Origin of the sequence: uncultured Brevundimonas sp., assembly GCF_963977465.1 — a bacterium.
GTDB lineage: Bacteria > Pseudomonadota > Alphaproteobacteria > Caulobacterales > Caulobacteraceae > Brevundimonas.
Genome location: NZ_CAXBOQ010000001.1, coordinates 371633 through 387384, shown reverse-complemented (window position 1 = coordinate 387384; position 15752 = coordinate 371633). Strand labels below are relative to the sequence as shown.

The 15752-nt window shown below is 67.7% G+C and carries 12 protein-coding genes and 1 tRNA gene; 8 read left to right on the top strand and 5 right to left on the bottom strand.

The features are described 5' to 3' along the window. Nucleotides 1-2: 2 nt before the first annotated feature. The 4 genes from AAC067_RS02070 (at nucleotide 3) to AAC067_RS02055 (ending at nucleotide 3826) form a co-directional block, all read left to right on the top strand. Nucleotides 3-1331 carry a glycosyltransferase family 2 protein gene (locus tag AAC067_RS02070; protein WP_339929057.1) on the top strand — a complete coding sequence of 443 codons (1329 nt, stop codon included), beginning with the start codon at nucleotides 3-5 and terminating at the stop codon, nucleotides 1329-1331. Nucleotides 1332-1347: 16 nt separating this feature from the next. Beyond that, nucleotides 1348-2262 (top strand): class I SAM-dependent methyltransferase, encoded by a 915-nt coding sequence (locus tag AAC067_RS02065; RefSeq protein WP_339929055.1) that lies wholly within the window; start codon nucleotides 1348-1350, stop codon nucleotides 2260-2262. A 62-nt stretch (nucleotides 2263-2324) separates the two neighbouring features. After that, complete coding sequence (locus AAC067_RS02060) at nucleotides 2325-3059, top strand: RNA methyltransferase (RefSeq protein ID WP_339929760.1); 735 nt, start codon at nucleotides 2325-2327, stop codon at nucleotides 3057-3059. Beyond that, entirely contained in the window at nucleotides 3056-3826 is a 771-nt protein-coding gene (locus AAC067_RS02055; protein WP_339929053.1) for a class I SAM-dependent methyltransferase, read from the top strand. Before AAC067_RS02060 ends, AAC067_RS02055 begins: the two co-directional genes overlap by 4 nt. Here AAC067_RS02055 and hrpB read toward each other — a convergent pair. Continuing rightward, entirely contained in the window at nucleotides 3823-6246 is a 2424-nt protein-coding gene (gene hrpB / locus AAC067_RS02050; RefSeq protein ID WP_339929051.1) for an ATP-dependent helicase HrpB, read from the bottom strand. The two genes, AAC067_RS02055 and hrpB, sit on opposite strands and share 4 nt — an antisense overlap. A gap of 153 nt (nucleotides 6247-6399) precedes the next feature. On the opposite strand from hrpB, the gene AAC067_RS02045 reads away from it, so the two are divergent. After that, nucleotides 6400-8094, top strand: coding sequence for an amino acid permease (locus AAC067_RS02045; protein WP_339929049.1), 1695 nt, complete (start codon nucleotides 6400-6402; stop codon nucleotides 8092-8094). Nucleotides 8095-8382: 288 nt separating this feature from the next. Here the strand turns inward: AAC067_RS02045 and AAC067_RS02040 are convergent, their stop codons facing one another. Both AAC067_RS02040 and AAC067_RS02035 read right to left on the bottom strand, forming a co-directional pair. Continuing rightward, nucleotides 8383-9816 carry a sodium-dependent transporter gene (locus AAC067_RS02040; protein ID WP_339929047.1) on the bottom strand — a complete coding sequence of 478 codons (1434 nt, stop codon included), beginning with the start codon at nucleotides 9814-9816 and terminating at the stop codon, nucleotides 8383-8385. Nucleotides 9817-9934: 118 nt separating this feature from the next. After that, nucleotides 9935-11407, bottom strand: coding sequence for an alanine/glycine:cation symporter family protein (locus AAC067_RS02035; protein WP_339929045.1), 1473 nt, complete (start codon nucleotides 11405-11407; stop codon nucleotides 9935-9937). Nucleotides 11408-11581: 174 nt separating this feature from the next. Here AAC067_RS02035 and AAC067_RS02030 point away from each other — a divergent pair. Both AAC067_RS02030 and AAC067_RS02025 read left to right on the top strand, forming a co-directional pair. After that, nucleotides 11582-11666: transfer RNA gene (locus AAC067_RS02030), tRNA-Leu, on the top strand. 88 nt (nucleotides 11667-11754) lie between these two features. Beyond that, a complete protein-coding gene (locus AAC067_RS02025) occupies nucleotides 11755-12846 on the top strand; it encodes a PA0069 family radical SAM protein (RefSeq protein ID WP_339929043.1) in 1092 nt (363 codons plus the stop codon). A 4-nt stretch (nucleotides 12847-12850) separates the two neighbouring features. Here AAC067_RS02025 and msrA read toward each other — a convergent pair whose 3' ends face one another. Together msrA and AAC067_RS02015 are read right to left on the bottom strand one after the other, a co-directional pair. Next, nucleotides 12851-13459 carry a peptide-methionine (S)-S-oxide reductase MsrA gene (msrA, locus tag AAC067_RS02020; protein WP_339929041.1) on the bottom strand — a complete coding sequence of 203 codons (609 nt, stop codon included), beginning with the start codon at nucleotides 13457-13459 and terminating at the stop codon, nucleotides 12851-12853. A 174-nt stretch (nucleotides 13460-13633) separates the two neighbouring features. Further along, nucleotides 13634-14893 carry a class I SAM-dependent RNA methyltransferase gene (locus AAC067_RS02015; RefSeq protein WP_339929039.1) on the bottom strand — a complete coding sequence of 420 codons (1260 nt, stop codon included), beginning with the start codon at nucleotides 14891-14893 and terminating at the stop codon, nucleotides 13634-13636. Nucleotides 14894-15054: 161 nt separating this feature from the next. Here AAC067_RS02015 and AAC067_RS02010 point away from each other — a divergent pair, with 161 nt between their 5' ends. Continuing rightward, the gene (locus tag AAC067_RS02010; RefSeq protein WP_339929037.1) at nucleotides 15055-15741 is read left to right on the top strand and encodes a glycine zipper 2TM domain-containing protein; all 687 of its coding nucleotides are present in this window, start codon (nucleotides 15055-15057) and stop codon (nucleotides 15739-15741) included. Nucleotides 15742-15752: the final 11 nt, after the last annotated feature.

Genomic DNA, 15752 nt, shown 5'->3' with positions numbered 1-15752 from the left:
AGATGACGGTCGTCGGCATTGCCATGGCCGGGACAACCACAGCCCTGGTCTTGTGGCCGGACGCGACGATCCGGGCCGCCGTGCTCGGCATAGGGGTCGGATTCTTCCTGTGCGCGGTGTGGCGGCTCCTGCTGGTCGTGTGCAGTGGTCGGAAGCCACCGCGACCGGAGCCGCCGGACCGTTGGCCACGCTATACCGTGCTGGCCGCCCTGCACGACGAGGCCGAGATCGTGCCGCAACTGATCGGCCGTCTGTCGGCCCTCGACTATCCCCGGCACCGGCTGGACGGCTGGCTGGTGCTTGAGGCGGACGATCATCCGACGATCCAGGCGGTCATCGCCGCCCGGCCGCCGTCCTGGCTGAAGCTGCTGCTGGTGCCGCCCGGTGTGCCCCGGACCAAGCCTCGGGCGCTGAACCACGCCCTGACCCGTGCCACCGGCGAGCTGTTGACCGTCTATGACGCCGAGGATGAACCGGACCCGGGCCAACTGCGCGAGGCCGCGGCCCGGTTCGCCGCTGACCAAGCCGGTCGACTGGCGTGTTTGCAGGCCCCGCTGCGCATCCGCACCCGCAGCGGGCGGGCCGGTTTCCTCGAGCACCAGTTCGCCGCCGAATACGCCGCCCTGTTCGAGGTCACCCTGCCCGGCCTGGTCGGTCTGGGCCTGCCCTTTCCCCTCGGCGGGACCAGCAACCATTTCCGTATCGACGTGCTGCGCACCGTCGGCGGCTGGGACGCCTGGAATGTGACCGAGGACGCCGATCTCGGTTTTCGTCTGTGGCGACACGGCTGGCGGCAGGGGCTGATCGCCAGTCCGACCTGGGAGACTCCGCCCGGGCCGATGGAACACTGGCTGCCGCAGCGAACCCGATGGTTGAAGGGTTATATGCAGACCTGGGGGGTGCACAGTCGTGCTCCGTTCGGCCTGGGCGTACGCGGTCTGATCTCGTTGACCATGACCCTTGGCGTGGCCCTGGTATCGGCGGCGCTGCATGCTGTGTCCCTGGCCTGGGTCGCCGCGGCGGTGTTGGTTGCCGGCTTTGCAGGCCTGTCCCCGGCCACACCGTTGCTGGCTCTCGCCGTGCTCGGGCTCGGCGTCGCCGCGGCCTGGCTGAGCTGCGCGGTTGGGGCGAAGCGAGCCGGCCTGTCCTATCACCTGGGCGACATGGTCACCGCCCCGGCCTACTGGTCCCTGCTCAGCCTGGCCTTTGCACATGCCGTCTGGCGGCTGATCCGCGAGCCTTTCGCCTGGGACAAGACCCGTCACCCGGCCGATCCGGTGGAGGCGATGGACACCGACGCTGTTGCCGACTCTGGACGACAGGCCGCCTGAGCGCCTATCAGCGCGGATGCCTCCGGTTCTTTCCCCCACGCCCGAAACCCTCGTAACGCGGGGCTGGCCCGACTACGCCCTGCTGGACAGCGGCGACGGCCGCAAGCTGGAACGCTACGGCCGCTTCACTGTGGTCCGGCCCGAGCCCCAGTGTTTCTGGTCGCCGCGTGATCCCGAGGCCTTCACCCGCGCCGACGCCGTGTTCGATCCGCAGGACGAGGATGACGACGGCCGCTGGCGGTTCGCTGGTGGCCCGATCGACAATTTCCCGCTCGCCTGGCGCGACGTGCGCTTCACCAGCCGTTTCACCCCCTTCCGCCACCTGGCCTTTTTCCCCGAGCAGGCGGCCAACTGGGACTGGCTGGACGGCCGCATCCGCGCCCTGGTCCGGGAACGCAAGGACGGGCCGCGGCCGAAGATCCTCAACCTGTTCGGCTATACCGGTGTCGCCAGCCTGGCCTGCGCCGCCGCCGGGGCCGAGGTCACCCATGTCGACGCCTCCAAGAAGTCGGTCGCCTGGGCGCGCGAGAATGCGGAACTGTCCGGCATGGCCGACCGGCCGATCCGCTGGATCGTCGAGGACGCCCGCAAATATGTCGCGCGCGAGGTCCGGCGTGGCTCGAAATACGACGGCATCATCCTCGATCCACCCAAATACGGGCGCGGCCCGACCGGCGAAGTCTGGCGCCTGTTCGAGGACCTGCCCGGGCTGGTCACCGACTGCGCCGCCCTGCTGTCCGATGACGCCTCCTTCCTGCTGCTGAACGCCTACGCCGCCCGCATCTCGGGCCTGTCCCTGGCCCATGTGATGGCCGAGGCCACGGCCACCCGCGGCGGCCGCATCGACTGGGGTGAACTGGCCCTGGCCGAGGACGGCAAGGACGGCCGCGCCATCGGCCTCAGCTTCTTCTCGCGCTGGAGCGACCGGTGAGCGAGCCCCGCCTGATCACCTCCCTGACCAATGACACGGTCAAGGCCGTGCGTGCCCTGCACATGCGCAAGGAACGCGAGGCCACCGGCCGCTTCCTGGCCGAAGGTCTGAAATTCATCGGCGAGGCCCTCGATCAGGGCCGCACCCCGACCCTGCTGATGGTCGGGATGGAGGCACGCGCCCATCCGCTGCTGGACCGGGCCATGGCCGAGACCCGCGCCGCCGGCGGCGAGGTCGTCACCGTCACCCATCCGATCCTCGAGAAGATCAGCCGTCGCGACAACCCCCAGACGGTGCTGGGTGTGTTCGACCAGACCTTCGTCAAACTGGCCGACATCGATCCGGCCTCGGCCCCCTGCTGGGTGGCGCTGGAACAGGTCCGCGACCCCGGCAATCTGGGCACCATCATCCGCACCGCTGATTCCGCCGGTTGCGGCGGGGTCATCCTGATCGGCGACTGCGTCGATCCCTATTCGGTCGAGGCCGTGCGCGCGACCATGGGCTCGGTCTTCGCCGTCTCCATCGCCCGCTGCACCGCCGAGGCCTTCCTTGCATGGCGCGCCAACTGGCCCGGCAGCGTCATCGGCACCCGTCTGGACGCCACGCATGGCTATCGCGACGCCCCCTTGGTCGCCCCAACCCTGATCCTGATGGGCAATGAACAGGCCGGCCTGACCGACACCCTGGCCGCGGCCTGCGACGTCAACGTCAAGATTCCGATGCGCGGTCGCGCCGACAGTCTGAATCTGGCCGTGGCCACCGGCATCATGATCTATGCGGTGACGGACGAGGTATGACCCCGACCCCGCTCAAACCGGTGAACTATGACGACGGGCAGCACGCCAACTACAGGGCCGCGCGTGACCTCGGGCCGGGCAACCGGGCCCTCTGGGCCGCCGCCCTCAGTGCCCACGCCCCGGAACACCGACCGCTTGACGTGCTCGACCTCGGCTGCGGCACCGGGCGCTATACGCTGACCCTGGCGGAAACCTTCGGCGGACGCACCTGGGGCGTGGAGCCATCGGAGAAGATGCGAGCCGTCGCCGGGTCCGGGTCGGCTCATCCGCAGGTCGAGTATCTGGAAGGCCGGGCCGAGCGCATTCCGCTGCCGGATGACGCCTGCGACCTCGTGCTGATGTTCCTGTCGTTCCACCATGTCCGCGACCGGGCGGCAGCGGCCCGGGAAATTCGGCGCGTGCTCAAGCCGGGTGGCCGGGTGATGATCCGCAGTCCTTTCAACGACCGCATGCCTGACGTCCACTGGCACCGCTTCTTTCCCCGGGCGCGCGATATCGAGCTGGCGATGTTCCCGTCCACCACCGAGGTCCGGGACGTCTTCGCGGCCGTCGGGCTGCAGATGATCGCCCTCGACACCGTCCGCGAACAGTTCGGCCACAGCCTCGCCGACACGGCGCAGCGCCTGCGCAGTCGGTCGATCTCGACCTTCGAACACCTGAGCGAGGCCGAAATCGAGGCGGGCTTCGCGCGGCTCGACCGCGACGTCGCCGCGAGCGTGACCGACGAACCGAATTTCGGCGACAGCGACCTGATGGTGTTCGCCTAGGTCCCGCGCGGCTTGACCCGGTTGGTCGGCGGGGCTTCGGCCGGATTCTCCGGCCAGGGGTGACGGGGGTAGCGGCCGCGCATCTCGGCGCGCACCGCCGCCCACGATCCGGCCCAGAAGCCCGGCAGGTCCTTCGTCACCTGCACCGGCCGCCGCGCCGGGGACAGCAGGGCCAGCGTCAGGGGCACCCGTCCACCGCCGACCATCGGATGGGCCGTCACCCCGAACAATTCCTGCACCCGGATGTCGACGCGCGGCCCGCCCTCGGCGGCATAGTCGATGGCGGCGCTGCCCAGCGGCGTCGTCAGCCGCGCCGGGGCCAGATCGTCCAGCGACCGGTGCCGGTCCCACGGCACCAGCGCCTTAAGCCCCTGCTCCAATGCCGCATCACCGATGCCCGCCAGTGACTTCGCCCCATCCAGCAGAGGCCACAGCCAGGTCTCGCGGGTCGCCAGCAGTGCGGCGTCCGACGCGTCCGGCCAGTCCGGGTCCAGCGTCCGCAGGAACGTCAGCCGCGCCCGCAAGGCCCCGGCTCGCTCGCCCCAGGCCAGGATCGACAGCCCCCCGGCCTCGACCTCGGCCCGCAACGCGGCGCTGATCTGGCTGCGATCCGGCGGGCCGGTAATCTTCTCGTCGACGACGATGGCCCCCAGCCGCCGGATGCGGCGCATGACCATCCGTCCCGACGGCTCCTTGGTCAGTCGGTCCTCGACCGTGATCCGGTGCCCCAGTGCCAGCGGATCGAGCGGGGCGGCCAGGCGGATACGGTCACGGGCGTCGCCACCGCCCATTTCGGCCACGGCCAGCCACGGCTCGCGCGCCAGCAGTTCGGTTGGATCGAGAAACGCCCCACGCCCTGAGGCCAGCAGTATTTCACCCGGCTTGCCCCGTGCCCGCGCCACCCGTTCGGGAAAGGCCTCGGCCAACAGGGTGCCGGGATCGACCGTGCCGCCCTTGCCGCCGCCGGCCGCCCGGGCCCAGCGCTCGGCCAGGGTCATCGCATCGCGGGCGCGCGGTGATCGATCCTGTCGCAGCTGCCGCAGCCGCTCGCCCAGGTCCGGGTCCTTGCCGCCCAGACCCGGCTCGCTCAGGATCGCCGCGATCCGCCCGCCGGTCAGGGCGGCACCCCCGTCCGAGGCCACCGCCACCAGATGGGCCAAACGTGGCGTCAGCGGTATCCGGATCAGACGGCGTCCGTGGGCCGTCAGATTGCCGTCTTCGTCCAGCGCCTCCAGCCGGGTCAGCACCGCCCGCGCCTCTGCGAAGGCCCCGGCCGGTGGCGCGTCCAGCAGGGCCAGACCTTCGGCCGTGCGCGCGCCCCAGCGGGCCAGGTCGAGGGCAAAGCCGGTCAGGTCCGCCTCCAGTATCTCGGGCCGCTGGTGCGGGACCAGTCCCCGGGTCTGTTCCTCGTCCCACAGCCGGTAGCAGACCCCCGGTTCGGTTCGCCCCGCCCGCCCGCGTCGCTGCTCGGCCGACGAACGACTGACCCTGACCGTCGCCAGCCGTGTCAGGCCGCTGGACGGCTCGAACCGCGGCACCCGCGACAGGCCGCCGTCGATCACCACCCGCACGCCTTCGATGGTCAAACTGGTCTCTGCCACCGAGGTCGCCAGCACCACCTTGCGCCGCCCCGGCGGCGACGGATCCAGCGCCTGGTCCTGCTCGTTCTTGTCGAGCGCCCCATACAGCGGCACCACATCGACGGCCGGGTCGCGCAACCGCGCCTTCAGGGCCTGGACCGTGCGGTGGATCTCGCCCTGCCCCGGCAGGAAGGCCAGCACCGAGCCGGTCTCCTCGCCCAGCGCCTGCATCACGGCCCGGGCCATGGCCTCTTCCAGCCGCTCCAGCGGATTGCGGCCCGCATAGTGAGTCTCGACCGGGAACATCCGCCCCTGCGCTTCTATGACTGGAGCCCCGTCCAGCAGCTTCGCTACACCGACGATGTCCAACGTCGCCGACATCACCAGCAGCCGCAGATCCTCGCGCAGCACCGACTGACTGTCCCGCGCCAGCGCCAGGCCGAGGTCGGCGTCGAGGCTGCGTTCGTGGAACTCGTCAAACAGCACGGCCCCGACACCGTCGAGGCCGGGGTCGTCGAGGATCATCCGGGTGAACACCCCCTCGGTGATCACCTCTATGCGTGTCGCTGGACCGATCCGGCTCTGCAGCCGGGTGCGGTAGCCGACAGTCTGGCCCGGGGTCTCGCCCAAGGTCTGCGCCATTCGCTCCGCCGCGGCCCGCGCCGCCAGCCGTCGCGGCTCCAGCACCAGAATTTTTCCATCCGCCAGCCAGGGTTGGTCGAGCAGCGCCAGAGGCACGACCGTGGTCTTGCCGGCCCCCGGCGGCGCAGCCAGAACCGCCGTGTTGTTCGCCGCCAGCGCGGCCTTCAACTCATCAAGAACGGCGTGGATGGGCAGCATCCCACGGGTCTAGCCGCATCGGGTGGGATCACGAAAGCGCGTCATCATTTGGCACGACGAAATCCGCATTGTCAGCCGCCTCCGGCCCCGCTAGCGTCCGCGACATTGAAGGCAATCCGGGAAGGATTTGCCGTATTTTAGGGGCGAGACTCAATGTCCGCAGAAGGCCTTAGGCCTAAGGGGAACCGCCTGTTCCTCAAGAAATCCGTAGCCCAGATCCAGAAAGAAGCCGCCAAGAGCGAGCTGAAGCGGTCTCTGGGCCCCATCAACCTCATGAGCCTCGGTATCGGTGCCATTATCGGCGCCGGTATTTTCGTGCTGACCGGCCAGGTTGCCGCCGACTATGCCGGTCCGGCCATCATGCTGTCCTTCGTCGCCGCCGGCATCGCTGTCGCGCTGGCGGGCCTCTGCTACGCCGAACTGGCCTCGACCATGCCGGTCTCGGGCTCGGCCTACACCTATGCCTACGGCACCCTGGGCGAGGTCTTCGCCTGGATCATGGGCTGGCTGCTGGTGCTCGAGTACGGCATCGCCGCCTCGACCGTCGCGGTCGGCTGGTCCGGCTATGTCGTCTCCATCATGGGCGATTTCGGTCTGTCCCAGATGCTGTTCCCGGCCATCCAGTACGCCGGCCAGGAAGGGGCCATGTGGGCGACCCCGATGATCGAGGCTGTTCGCGCCGACCACGGCACGGTCCTGGCCGCAACGGGCACCTTCAATCTCGTGGCGGCCATCGGCATTGCCGCTGTGTGCAGCCTGCTGGTCCTCGGTGTCAGCGAGTCGGCGAACGTGAACAACGTCATCGTTGTCATCAAGATCGTCGTGCTGCTGACCTTCATCGGGGTCGGTATCTCGTATGTGAACCCCGACAACTGGCACCCCTTCATACCCGCTGCCGACCCGGCCGTTCCCGGTCGCTACGGCTATGACGGCATCATGCGCGGGGCGGCGATCATCTTCTTCGCCTACGTCGGCTTCGAAGCGGTTTCGACCGCCGCGGCCGAGGCCAAGAACCCGTCGCGGGATGTGCCGATCGGCATCCTCGGGGCGCTGATCGTCTGCACCCTCATCTATATGGCCGTGGCCGCCGTCATGACCGGTGTCGTCCCCTACGCCGAGCTGAGCAGCCCTGCCCCCGTCGCGGTCGCCATCGACCGCATGGGTCTGCACTGGGCCGATATTCCGCTGGCTGTCGCGCCGGGTGGGCAGCTCAACCTGATCAGCTTCCTCGTCAAGATCGGGGCCATCACCGGCCTCAGCTCGGTCATGCTGGTGCTGTGCTACGGCCAGACACGGATCTTCTACACCATGGCCCGTGACGGTCTGCTGCCGCGGGTGTTTGCCGTCATCCATCCGAAGTTCCGGACGCCGTGGCTCGGCACCATCCTGCTGGGCGTGCTGATCGCGATCACCGCGGCCTTCCTGCCGATCAGCCTGCTCGGTCAGCTGGTATCCTTCGGCACGGCGGTGGCCTTCTCCATCGTCTGCCTGTCGGTCATCTACCTGCGGGTCAAACACCCTGAACTGGCCCGGCCGTTCCGCGTGCCCGGTGGCATCTTCACCGCTTCGCTCGGCATCGCCGCCTGCATGTATCTGGCCTGGAAGAATTTCCAGCCGATGCTGGAGCAGGCCTTCCCGACCCAGGCTCAACTCGCGGCCGGTGCCATCGCCGATCCGCTGACCCTGCAGCTGCTGGGTGGCTACGCCGCCATCGGGGCCGTGATCTACGCCATCTACGGCTTCTGGCACTCCAAGCTGGCCAAGGGCATCGACATCACCGAGGAGAGCCTGATGAACTCCCCGGCGGCCGCCTTCGGCGAAGGTGTCGACAACATCAAGGAAGACTGACCCCTCCACCGGTCGGTTATACGGACGAGGCCCGGGAGCGATCCCGGGCCTTTTTCGTGGGCGATTGGTGCTGGCCCGTCGCCATCCGGGGGCCACGGACCGCGCCACCGGTTCCGCGCACGCCGCTGCGCCGGTTGCTAGCGGAGGGATGATCGCCCGCGCCGACGGGACCCGGCCGCGGCGGGCTGTGCTCCCGGCGACAGGGGCCTCGCCCGACCGCAGGATACCGCCCAAACGAAAGCGGCCCGGACAGGGTCCGGGCCGCTTCGCCGTCACGTGATGTCAGGCTCAGCCCAGCAGTTGCGGGAACAGGCCGATGATCAGGATGGCCGCCACGGCCAGCGGGCACAGCCAGGCGATCAGGAAGCGCCAGGCCGTCAGACCGGCCCCCTTCAGACCCGTCTCGCCGTTGACCAGCTTCCGGTCCGCGACCCAGCCGACGAAGATGGCGGTGACCAGACCCGACAGCGGCAGCAGCAGCCGGCCGGTGATCCCGTCGATGGCGTCGAACCAGGTCGCGTTCTCGAAGCCGGGCACCCCGGCCATCGGCCGCTGGTCCGCGAGAACATTGAAGGACAGCGCCGACAGCAGGCCGATCAGGAACACCAGCACACCGATGCTCCAGGCAGCCTTGACCCGGGAAACGCCAAACCTCTCGGTGACCCAGCCGACCGAAATCTCCAGCAGTGACACCGACGACGTCAGGGCCGCGAACAGGGCCAGGACGAAGAAGGCGAAGCCGACGATCGCGCCGCCGGGCATGGCATGAAAGGCCGCAGGCAGGGTCTGGAACATCAAGGTCGGGCCAGCGTTCGGCTCCATCCCCACCATGAACACGATCGGGAAGATGGCCAGGCCGGCGATGATGGCCACGGCGGTGTCCGCGAAGGCGATCATGCCCGATGTCTGGGCCAGGTTGGTGTCGCGCGAGGCATAGGCCCCATAGGCGATCATGGCACCACCACCCAGGCTCAGCGAGAAGAAGGCCTGACCGAGCGCCGAGCTGAGCACGCCGGGGTGAAGGGCGCGCTCGAAGTCGGGCGTGAACAGGAAGGCCACGGCTGCAGCAAAGTCACCTGTGATCGCGGCGTAGATGGTGATGGCGATGAGCAGGAAGAAGAAGGCAGGCATCAGCCAGGTGGCCGCCACCTCGATGCCGCGCTTGACCCCACGGGCCACGATCCAGGTGGTCACGATGACGAAGGCGAGTTGCAGACCGACCAGCAGGACCGGATTGGCGAACAGGGTCGGCATCAACTGCTGGATCTGCTCGACGGAATCGTTCGCATAGGCACCGGCCAGCGGTGTCCCGGCCGAGACCGCCCCCACCAGATCGGCGGCGCTGGTGCCGATGAAATAGATCACCCAGCCGGCGACCACACAGTAGAAGGTCAGGATGGCGGTATTGGCGATCAGGCCGATCACCGCCAGCAGGCTCCACGCCGGGCTCGCCTTGGATTCCCGGGCCAGATAGACGGCGCTGCCGATGGTGGACCGCTGACCGTGCCGCCCGATCAGGCTTTCGGCCAGCAGCAGCGGCATGGCGATCAGCACCACACAGAGGATGTAGAGCAGGACAAAGGCCCCGCCGCCGTTGCTGCCGGCCTCTGTCGGAAAACGCCACAGATTGCCCAGGCCGACGGCCGAGCCGGTGGCCGCGAGGACAAAGGCCCCCTTCGAAGACCAATGCGCCCGTCCCGGCGCCGTAACGTTTCCAGCCAACTGTCTACTCCCTTGTGGGCGGCGCGGTCGGGACCGGCTGCCTCTCCTTTACAGGGGGCCGGCGCGCGGCCCCCTCGAACAATCGCCCGGGCCGCGAACGGCCCGGGCGAACGGCATCCTAGTCGTGGTCCTTGCCGGCGGTCTTGTTGCCCTTGGCCAGGGCGAAGACCACGCCGGACAGAAGGGCCAGCGCGATCAGGTTCGGCAGGGCCATGGCCGCATTGGCGATGTCGCCCAGTCGCCAGACCAGTTCGATCTCCTGGAACGAGCCGATGAAGATCATCACTACCCAGAACAACCGGAACGGAATGGTCAGCTTCATGCCGAACAGATAGGTCGCGGCCCGCTCGCCGTAGTAGCCCCAGGTGATCAGGGTCGTGAACACGAACAGGATCAGCGCAATCGAGGCGATCAAGCCGCCCAGGGTCACCGTGCCGAACACCACGAAGGGGAAGGCTGTCGCATAGGCCGCCTCGGTCATGGCGAAGCCGCGCAGGTCCGAGGTCCAGACCGTGTTCTGCATCACGGTCACGCCATCGACGGTGTGCGGAAACGCCCCCTGAACCGCCAGCATGACCAGGCCGGTGGCCGTGCAGATGATGATGGTGTCGATGAAGGTACCCATCATGGCGAACCGGCCCTGACGGGCGGGGTCGTCGGTCTGGGCCACGGCGTGGGCGATGGGGGTCGAACCCTGACCGGCCTCGTTCGAGAACAGGCCGCGGGCCACACCCGAACGAATCGCCAGGATCATGCCGGCACCGACGAATCCGCCGGCTGCAGCGTGACCGGTAAAGGCGCTCTCGAAAATCGTCATGAAGGCACCGGGAATGGCGCTGTAGTTCATCGCCAGGGCGATAACGGCCATCACCAGATAGACCAGCGCCATGACAGGCACGATCTTCTCGGCAATGGCACCGATCGACTTGATGCCGCCGATGATGACGGCGAACACGGCCACCGCGACGATGATGCCCGAACCCCATTCCGGAATTCCGGTCAGGCCGCTGAACGAGTCGGCGAAGGAGTTGGCCTGGATCATGTTGCCGGTGGCGATGGCGGAAAACAGCAGGCCAATGCTGAACACGACCGCCAGCCAGCCCCACTTCTTGCCGAGACCGTTACGGATGTAGTTCATCGGACCGCCGCGGAAATGGCCGTCCGGGCCCTTTTCGCGGAAACGGATGGCCAGCGAGCCCTCAGCGAAGGCCAGCGACATGCCGATCAGGGCGGTGACCCACATCCAGAACAGGGCCCCCGGACCACCGAGCGTGATGGCGGTGGCGACGCCGGCCAGGTTGCCGGTGCCCACCTGGCCCGACAGAGCGGTCGACAGGGCGGCGAACGGCGAGATCTCGCCCTTCTCCTTATCCTTGTTCTTCGCGAACAGGCCGGCGAAGGCCTGGCCGAGATGGGTGATCGGGTAGAAGCGCAGGCCGATCATGATCCAGATGCCGACGCCGAGCAGGACGACAACCATCGGCGGGAACAGCAGAACCTGCTCCCCGTGCCAGGTCCCGCCCCAGATAAAGTCGCTGACGTTTGTGACGCCGTCGTAGAAGCCCTGCATCGGACCTGCAGTGTTAGCCATGGATTTCCCCTCATCCCTCTTGCGGCGCAACTATCCACATGGCGGGAGGCTTGACCACCCTGAATCCTGTGGGTTCCCCGCGTTTTTCTGCGGGTGCAAGGTTGCCGTTGGCGTTCGCCGGACCATGGGCCTTGCACGCTGGCGTCCAGCGACCTAGGACCGCATCGGACCTATGCGGATGTGGCGGAACTGGTAGACGCACTGGATTTAGGTTCCAGCGCCGCAAGGCGTGGAGGTTCGAGTCCTCTCATCCGCACCATCGCTTCTCGCCCGCACCGGACCGGTTGCGGGTTTTGTTTGGTCGTCAATGTTCTTGCTTTGTTCTGGTCGGTGCGTTACATCCGGTCATGGCTCCAGTCGCAAGGAAAGGGCGCGGTGCCAGCACCAACGCCAGTGGTCGGTTCGAACCGGTCGTGCATGAGGCCGTCGATGACGGCTGGACCGATGCGGACCAGACCCCTGCCCCGCTGCGCACCACCCTGACGCCGGAACACGCCCGCACCATCATCACCCGGAACACCAGTCCGGACATCGGTTTCGACCGCTCCATCAACCCGTACAAAGGTTGCGAACATGGCTGTATCTACTGCTACGCCCGTCCGTCCCATGCCTTCATGGGCCTATCCCCGGGCCTGGATTTCGAGAGCCGCCTCTTCTTCAAGCCCGAAGGCGCGCGTCTGCTGGAACAGGAGCTCGCCGCCCCCCGCTACCGGTGCAAACGCATCCACCTGGGCGGCAACACCGACCCCTACCAGCCGGTCGAGCGCGATCTGAACATCACCCGCGACCTGCTCAAGGTCCTGCAGCGCTTCAACCAGCCCTTCAGCATCATCACCAAGTCGGTGCTGATCGCCCGCGACGTCGACATTCTCGGGCCGATGGGTCGCGCCGGTCTGACCCAGGCCATGGTCTCGATCACCACCCTCGACCGCGCCCTGGCCCGGACGATGGAGCCGCGCGCCTCAACTCCGGCGAAACGGCTCGAGGCAATCCGCAAGCTGGCCGACGCCGGCGTGCCCGTCGGGGTCGGATTCGCTCCGGTGATTCCCGGCCTCAACGACCATGAGCTGGAAGCGGTGCTTGAGGCGGCGGCCAAGGCCGGCGCGACCTCGGCCATGTATGTGACCCTGCGCCTGCCGCTGGAGATCAAGACCCTGTTCCAGGAGTGGCTGGCCGAGGCCCGGCCGGCCCGCGCCGCCCGGGTCATGTCGCTGATCCGCCAGACCCGCGGCGGCAAGGACTATGACGCCGACTGGTCACAACGCATGAAGGGCACCGGCCCGGTCGCCGACCTGATCGCCGCCCGCTTCAAGGCGGCGGTTAAACGCTATGGCCTCGACGCGCCGCGTGCCCCACTGGACGTGACCCGGTTCCGGGTCCCGGCTAGCGCCCGGTCGCAACGCGACCTGTTCGACCCGGTCGAAGGTCCGGTAGCTTGAGCGATTATTCCTCGTGCGGTCCCCAGACGGCCTCCAGCCTCTGGGCCCGACCACAACGCCACTTGTAGAAGGCATAAGTCTGCGGATTCTTTAGATAATAATCCTGATGATAGGTCTCTGCGTCGTAGAAGCGGGCCGAGGGAACAATCCTGACCTCAACCGCACGGTTGAACTGGCGCGCCACGGCCTGTTTCGAGGCTTCGGCGGCGGCCGTCTCCTCGGGCGTGGCGGGGAAGATGGCCCCCCGATACGACGGGCCCTTGTCGCAGAACTGACCGGTCGCATCGAACGGATCGACGTTTTTCCAGAACACATCGAGCAATTGCTCATAGCCGATCACCGTCGGATCATAGACCACGCGCACCGCTTCATAGTGTCCGGTGCCGCCGCGCGTCACCTGTTCGTAGGTCGGGTTGTTCGTGGTCCCGCCGGTATAGCCCGACACCGCCTCCACCACCCCCGGAGTCTGTTCGAACGCCTGTTCCGCGCACCAGAAGCAACCGGCGGCGAACACAGCCGTGGCGGTCATCTCGGGACGCAGCCGTTCCCGTGTCTCGGAGCCGGCACAGGCCGTCAGCAGCAGCAGGGCGATCAACGAGAACATCAGGCGCATGGGGTATTCCTGTCCTGCGCGCCAATCCGCGCGCTCCGACGAGCTACGGAGTTCAACCGTCCGCGGTTGCACCCGATCTGACGTTTCTCGATCGGCAGAACCCGGGTCCGTCCCGGAGCCGTACCCACAACAATGACAGAATGGCCGACCGTATCCAATTCACCCGGCCGGGCCCTAGCGCCGGAAGACCCCGACCAACTCCACGTGAGTGGACCACAGAAACTGGTCGATCGGGGTGACCCGCTCCAGCACGAAGCCGGCGTCGATCAAGACCCGGGCGTCGCGGGCGAAGCTTTGAGGATTGCACGAAACGCCGACCACGACCGCCGCCTTGGTGTCGACGATCTGCAGCGTCTGGTCTATGGCCCCGGCGCGCGGCGGATCAAAGACGATGGCGTCGCAACCCTTCAGGTCGTGCGGCGTCAGCGGTCGGCGAAACAGGTCGCGGGCCTCGGCGGTGATCGGGCTCAGCCCGGTGGCCGAGCCGAATCCGCCCTTCAGCGCCGCAATCCCGGCAGCCGAGGAGTCGGCCGCCAGCACCGGAGCCACGGTGGCCAGCGGGAAGGTAAACGCGCCTGAACCGCAGAACAGATCGGCGATCTTCTTGGCTCCCTTAACCGCCGCCACGGCCCGCGCGGTCATCGCCGCCTCGGCCTCAGGCACAGCCTGCAGAAAGCCACCGGGCGGCAAGGGCACGGTCGCCCGACCGAACATCACCGTCGGCTGGCGCATCATGGCCAGCGTCTCACCGGCCAGACTCAACCGCGCCAGGTCGGCGATGTTGGCGGCGCGGATCGCCTGCATCTGCCGATCGCGCGACAGGCCGCCGGACTTGCGCTCGACCCCCGTCACATCGACATCCAGCCCGGTCAGGGTCAGGGTTACATGCAGGGTCGGGGCGGATTTCGGATGCTCAAGAAAGGCTTCGGCCACCTTGGACAGGGCGGGAAAGGCTGCGACCAGCCGCGGATCGGCCACCGGACAGGCGTTGACCTCGACCAGCCGCCACGACTTGCGCGCCTTGAATCCCAGAACCACCCGGCCGTCCGGGTCACGTCGGGCATGCAGGGCCAATCGCCGCCGCGTACCGGCGGGAACCGCCACGGTCGGCTCGATCTCGGTCTCGATCCCCTCGCGCGCCAGGGCCAGCCGCACCTGTTCGCGTTTCCAGTCCAGATAGGGGCCGGTGGCCCAGTGCTGCAGCGAACAGCCACCGCAATCGCCATAGTGGGGTGAGACCGGCACGATCCGGTCGGGACTGGGTTCGACGATCTCGATGTCGCCCGCTCGCCCGTCGCGTACGGTCGCCCGCACGGTTTCGCCCGGCAGGGTCAGTGGCGCGAAAACGGGCCCGGCCGGCGTGTCGGCGATACCGTCGCCCTGCCCGCCGAGGCGGGTAATTTTCAGCACGGTCAGGGGCGCGGTCTCGGTCATGGCCGCCTTCTAGCCCGGCTTGGCCCCGGCGTGAAACATGAACGAAGATGAACGACTTGCTCAAAAGCCGTTCAGCTTCACTCCCCTATTGATCGGGGCAACAGACAGGGGTCCGAACGGTTCGGCTTCCAGGTTTGCCAAAGGGAAACAGGAACACCCCGATGTTTGACCGCTTCACCAGCCGCTCCGCCGCCGTCGCCGCGCTCGCCGCCGCCGGCTTGATGATGGTCCCGGCCGCCGCCTCGGCCCAGTCCTACGGCTACCAGAACCAGTCCCGGAACTACGGGTCCGGGGCCTACGGCCAGACCTATGACTACAATCGCTCAGGCTCATCCGGCTACGCCAACTCTTGTGTCCAGGGCAATCAGACCGCCGGTGGCCTCGTCGGGGCCACGGTCGGTGCCATCGCCGGCTCGCAGATCGCCGCTCGCGGTCGCCGTACCGAGGGCAGCATCCTCGGTGGCGTGCTCGGTGCCGTGGTCGGTGCCAGCGTCGGCGGCAGCTCGTCGCAGAACTGTGACAGCAACTACAACCGCAACGGCTATGGCTCGACCGGTTACGGTTCTAACGGCTACGGCTCCAATGGCTATGGCTCCAACAGCTACGGCTATAACACCCGTGACCAGGGCCGCGATGGCTACGGCTACGACTCACGCCGCTATGACGACCGCCGCACCGATGACCGTCGCTACGATGGTTATGGCCAGCCGGTCCGTGACACCCGCTATCAGAACACCGACGAATGCCGTCTCGCCGAGAGCCGCATCCGTCTGCCCGACGGCCGGGAAGAAGTGCGCTACGTCCGCACCTGCCCCGACCAGTACGGCCGCTATCGCGTCGTCGATTAATTTTCAGCCCC

Coding starts and splice junctions, on each gene's coding strand:
- AAC067_RS02070 (WP_339929057.1), top strand. CDS start 3: ATGACGGTCGTCGGCATTGCCATGGCCGGGACAACCACAGCCCTGGTC.
- AAC067_RS02065 (WP_339929055.1), top strand. CDS start 1,348: ATGCCTCCGGTTCTTTCCCCCACGCCCGAAACCCTCGTAACGCGGGGC.
- AAC067_RS02060 (WP_339929760.1), top strand. CDS start 2,325: ATGCGCAAGGAACGCGAGGCCACCGGCCGCTTCCTGGCCGAAGGTCTG.
- AAC067_RS02055 (WP_339929053.1), top strand. CDS start 3,056: ATGACCCCGACCCCGCTCAAACCGGTGAACTATGACGACGGGCAGCAC.
- hrpB (WP_339929051.1), bottom strand. CDS start 6,246: ATGCTGCCCATCCACGCCGTTCTTGATGAGTTGAAGGCCGCGCTGGCG.
- AAC067_RS02045 (WP_339929049.1), top strand. CDS start 6,400: ATGTCCGCAGAAGGCCTTAGGCCTAAGGGGAACCGCCTGTTCCTCAAG.
- AAC067_RS02035 (WP_339929045.1), bottom strand. CDS start 11,407: ATGGCTAACACTGCAGGTCCGATGCAGGGCTTCTACGACGGCGTCACA.
- AAC067_RS02025 (WP_339929043.1), top strand. CDS start 11,755: ATGGCTCCAGTCGCAAGGAAAGGGCGCGGTGCCAGCACCAACGCCAGT.
- msrA (WP_339929041.1), bottom strand. CDS start 13,459: ATGCGCCTGATGTTCTCGTTGATCGCCCTGCTGCTGCTGACGGCCTGT.
- AAC067_RS02015 (WP_339929039.1), bottom strand. CDS start 14,893: ATGACCGAGACCGCGCCCCTGACCGTGCTGAAAATTACCCGCCTCGGC.
- AAC067_RS02010 (WP_339929037.1), top strand. CDS start 15,055: ATGTTTGACCGCTTCACCAGCCGCTCCGCCGCCGTCGCCGCGCTCGCC.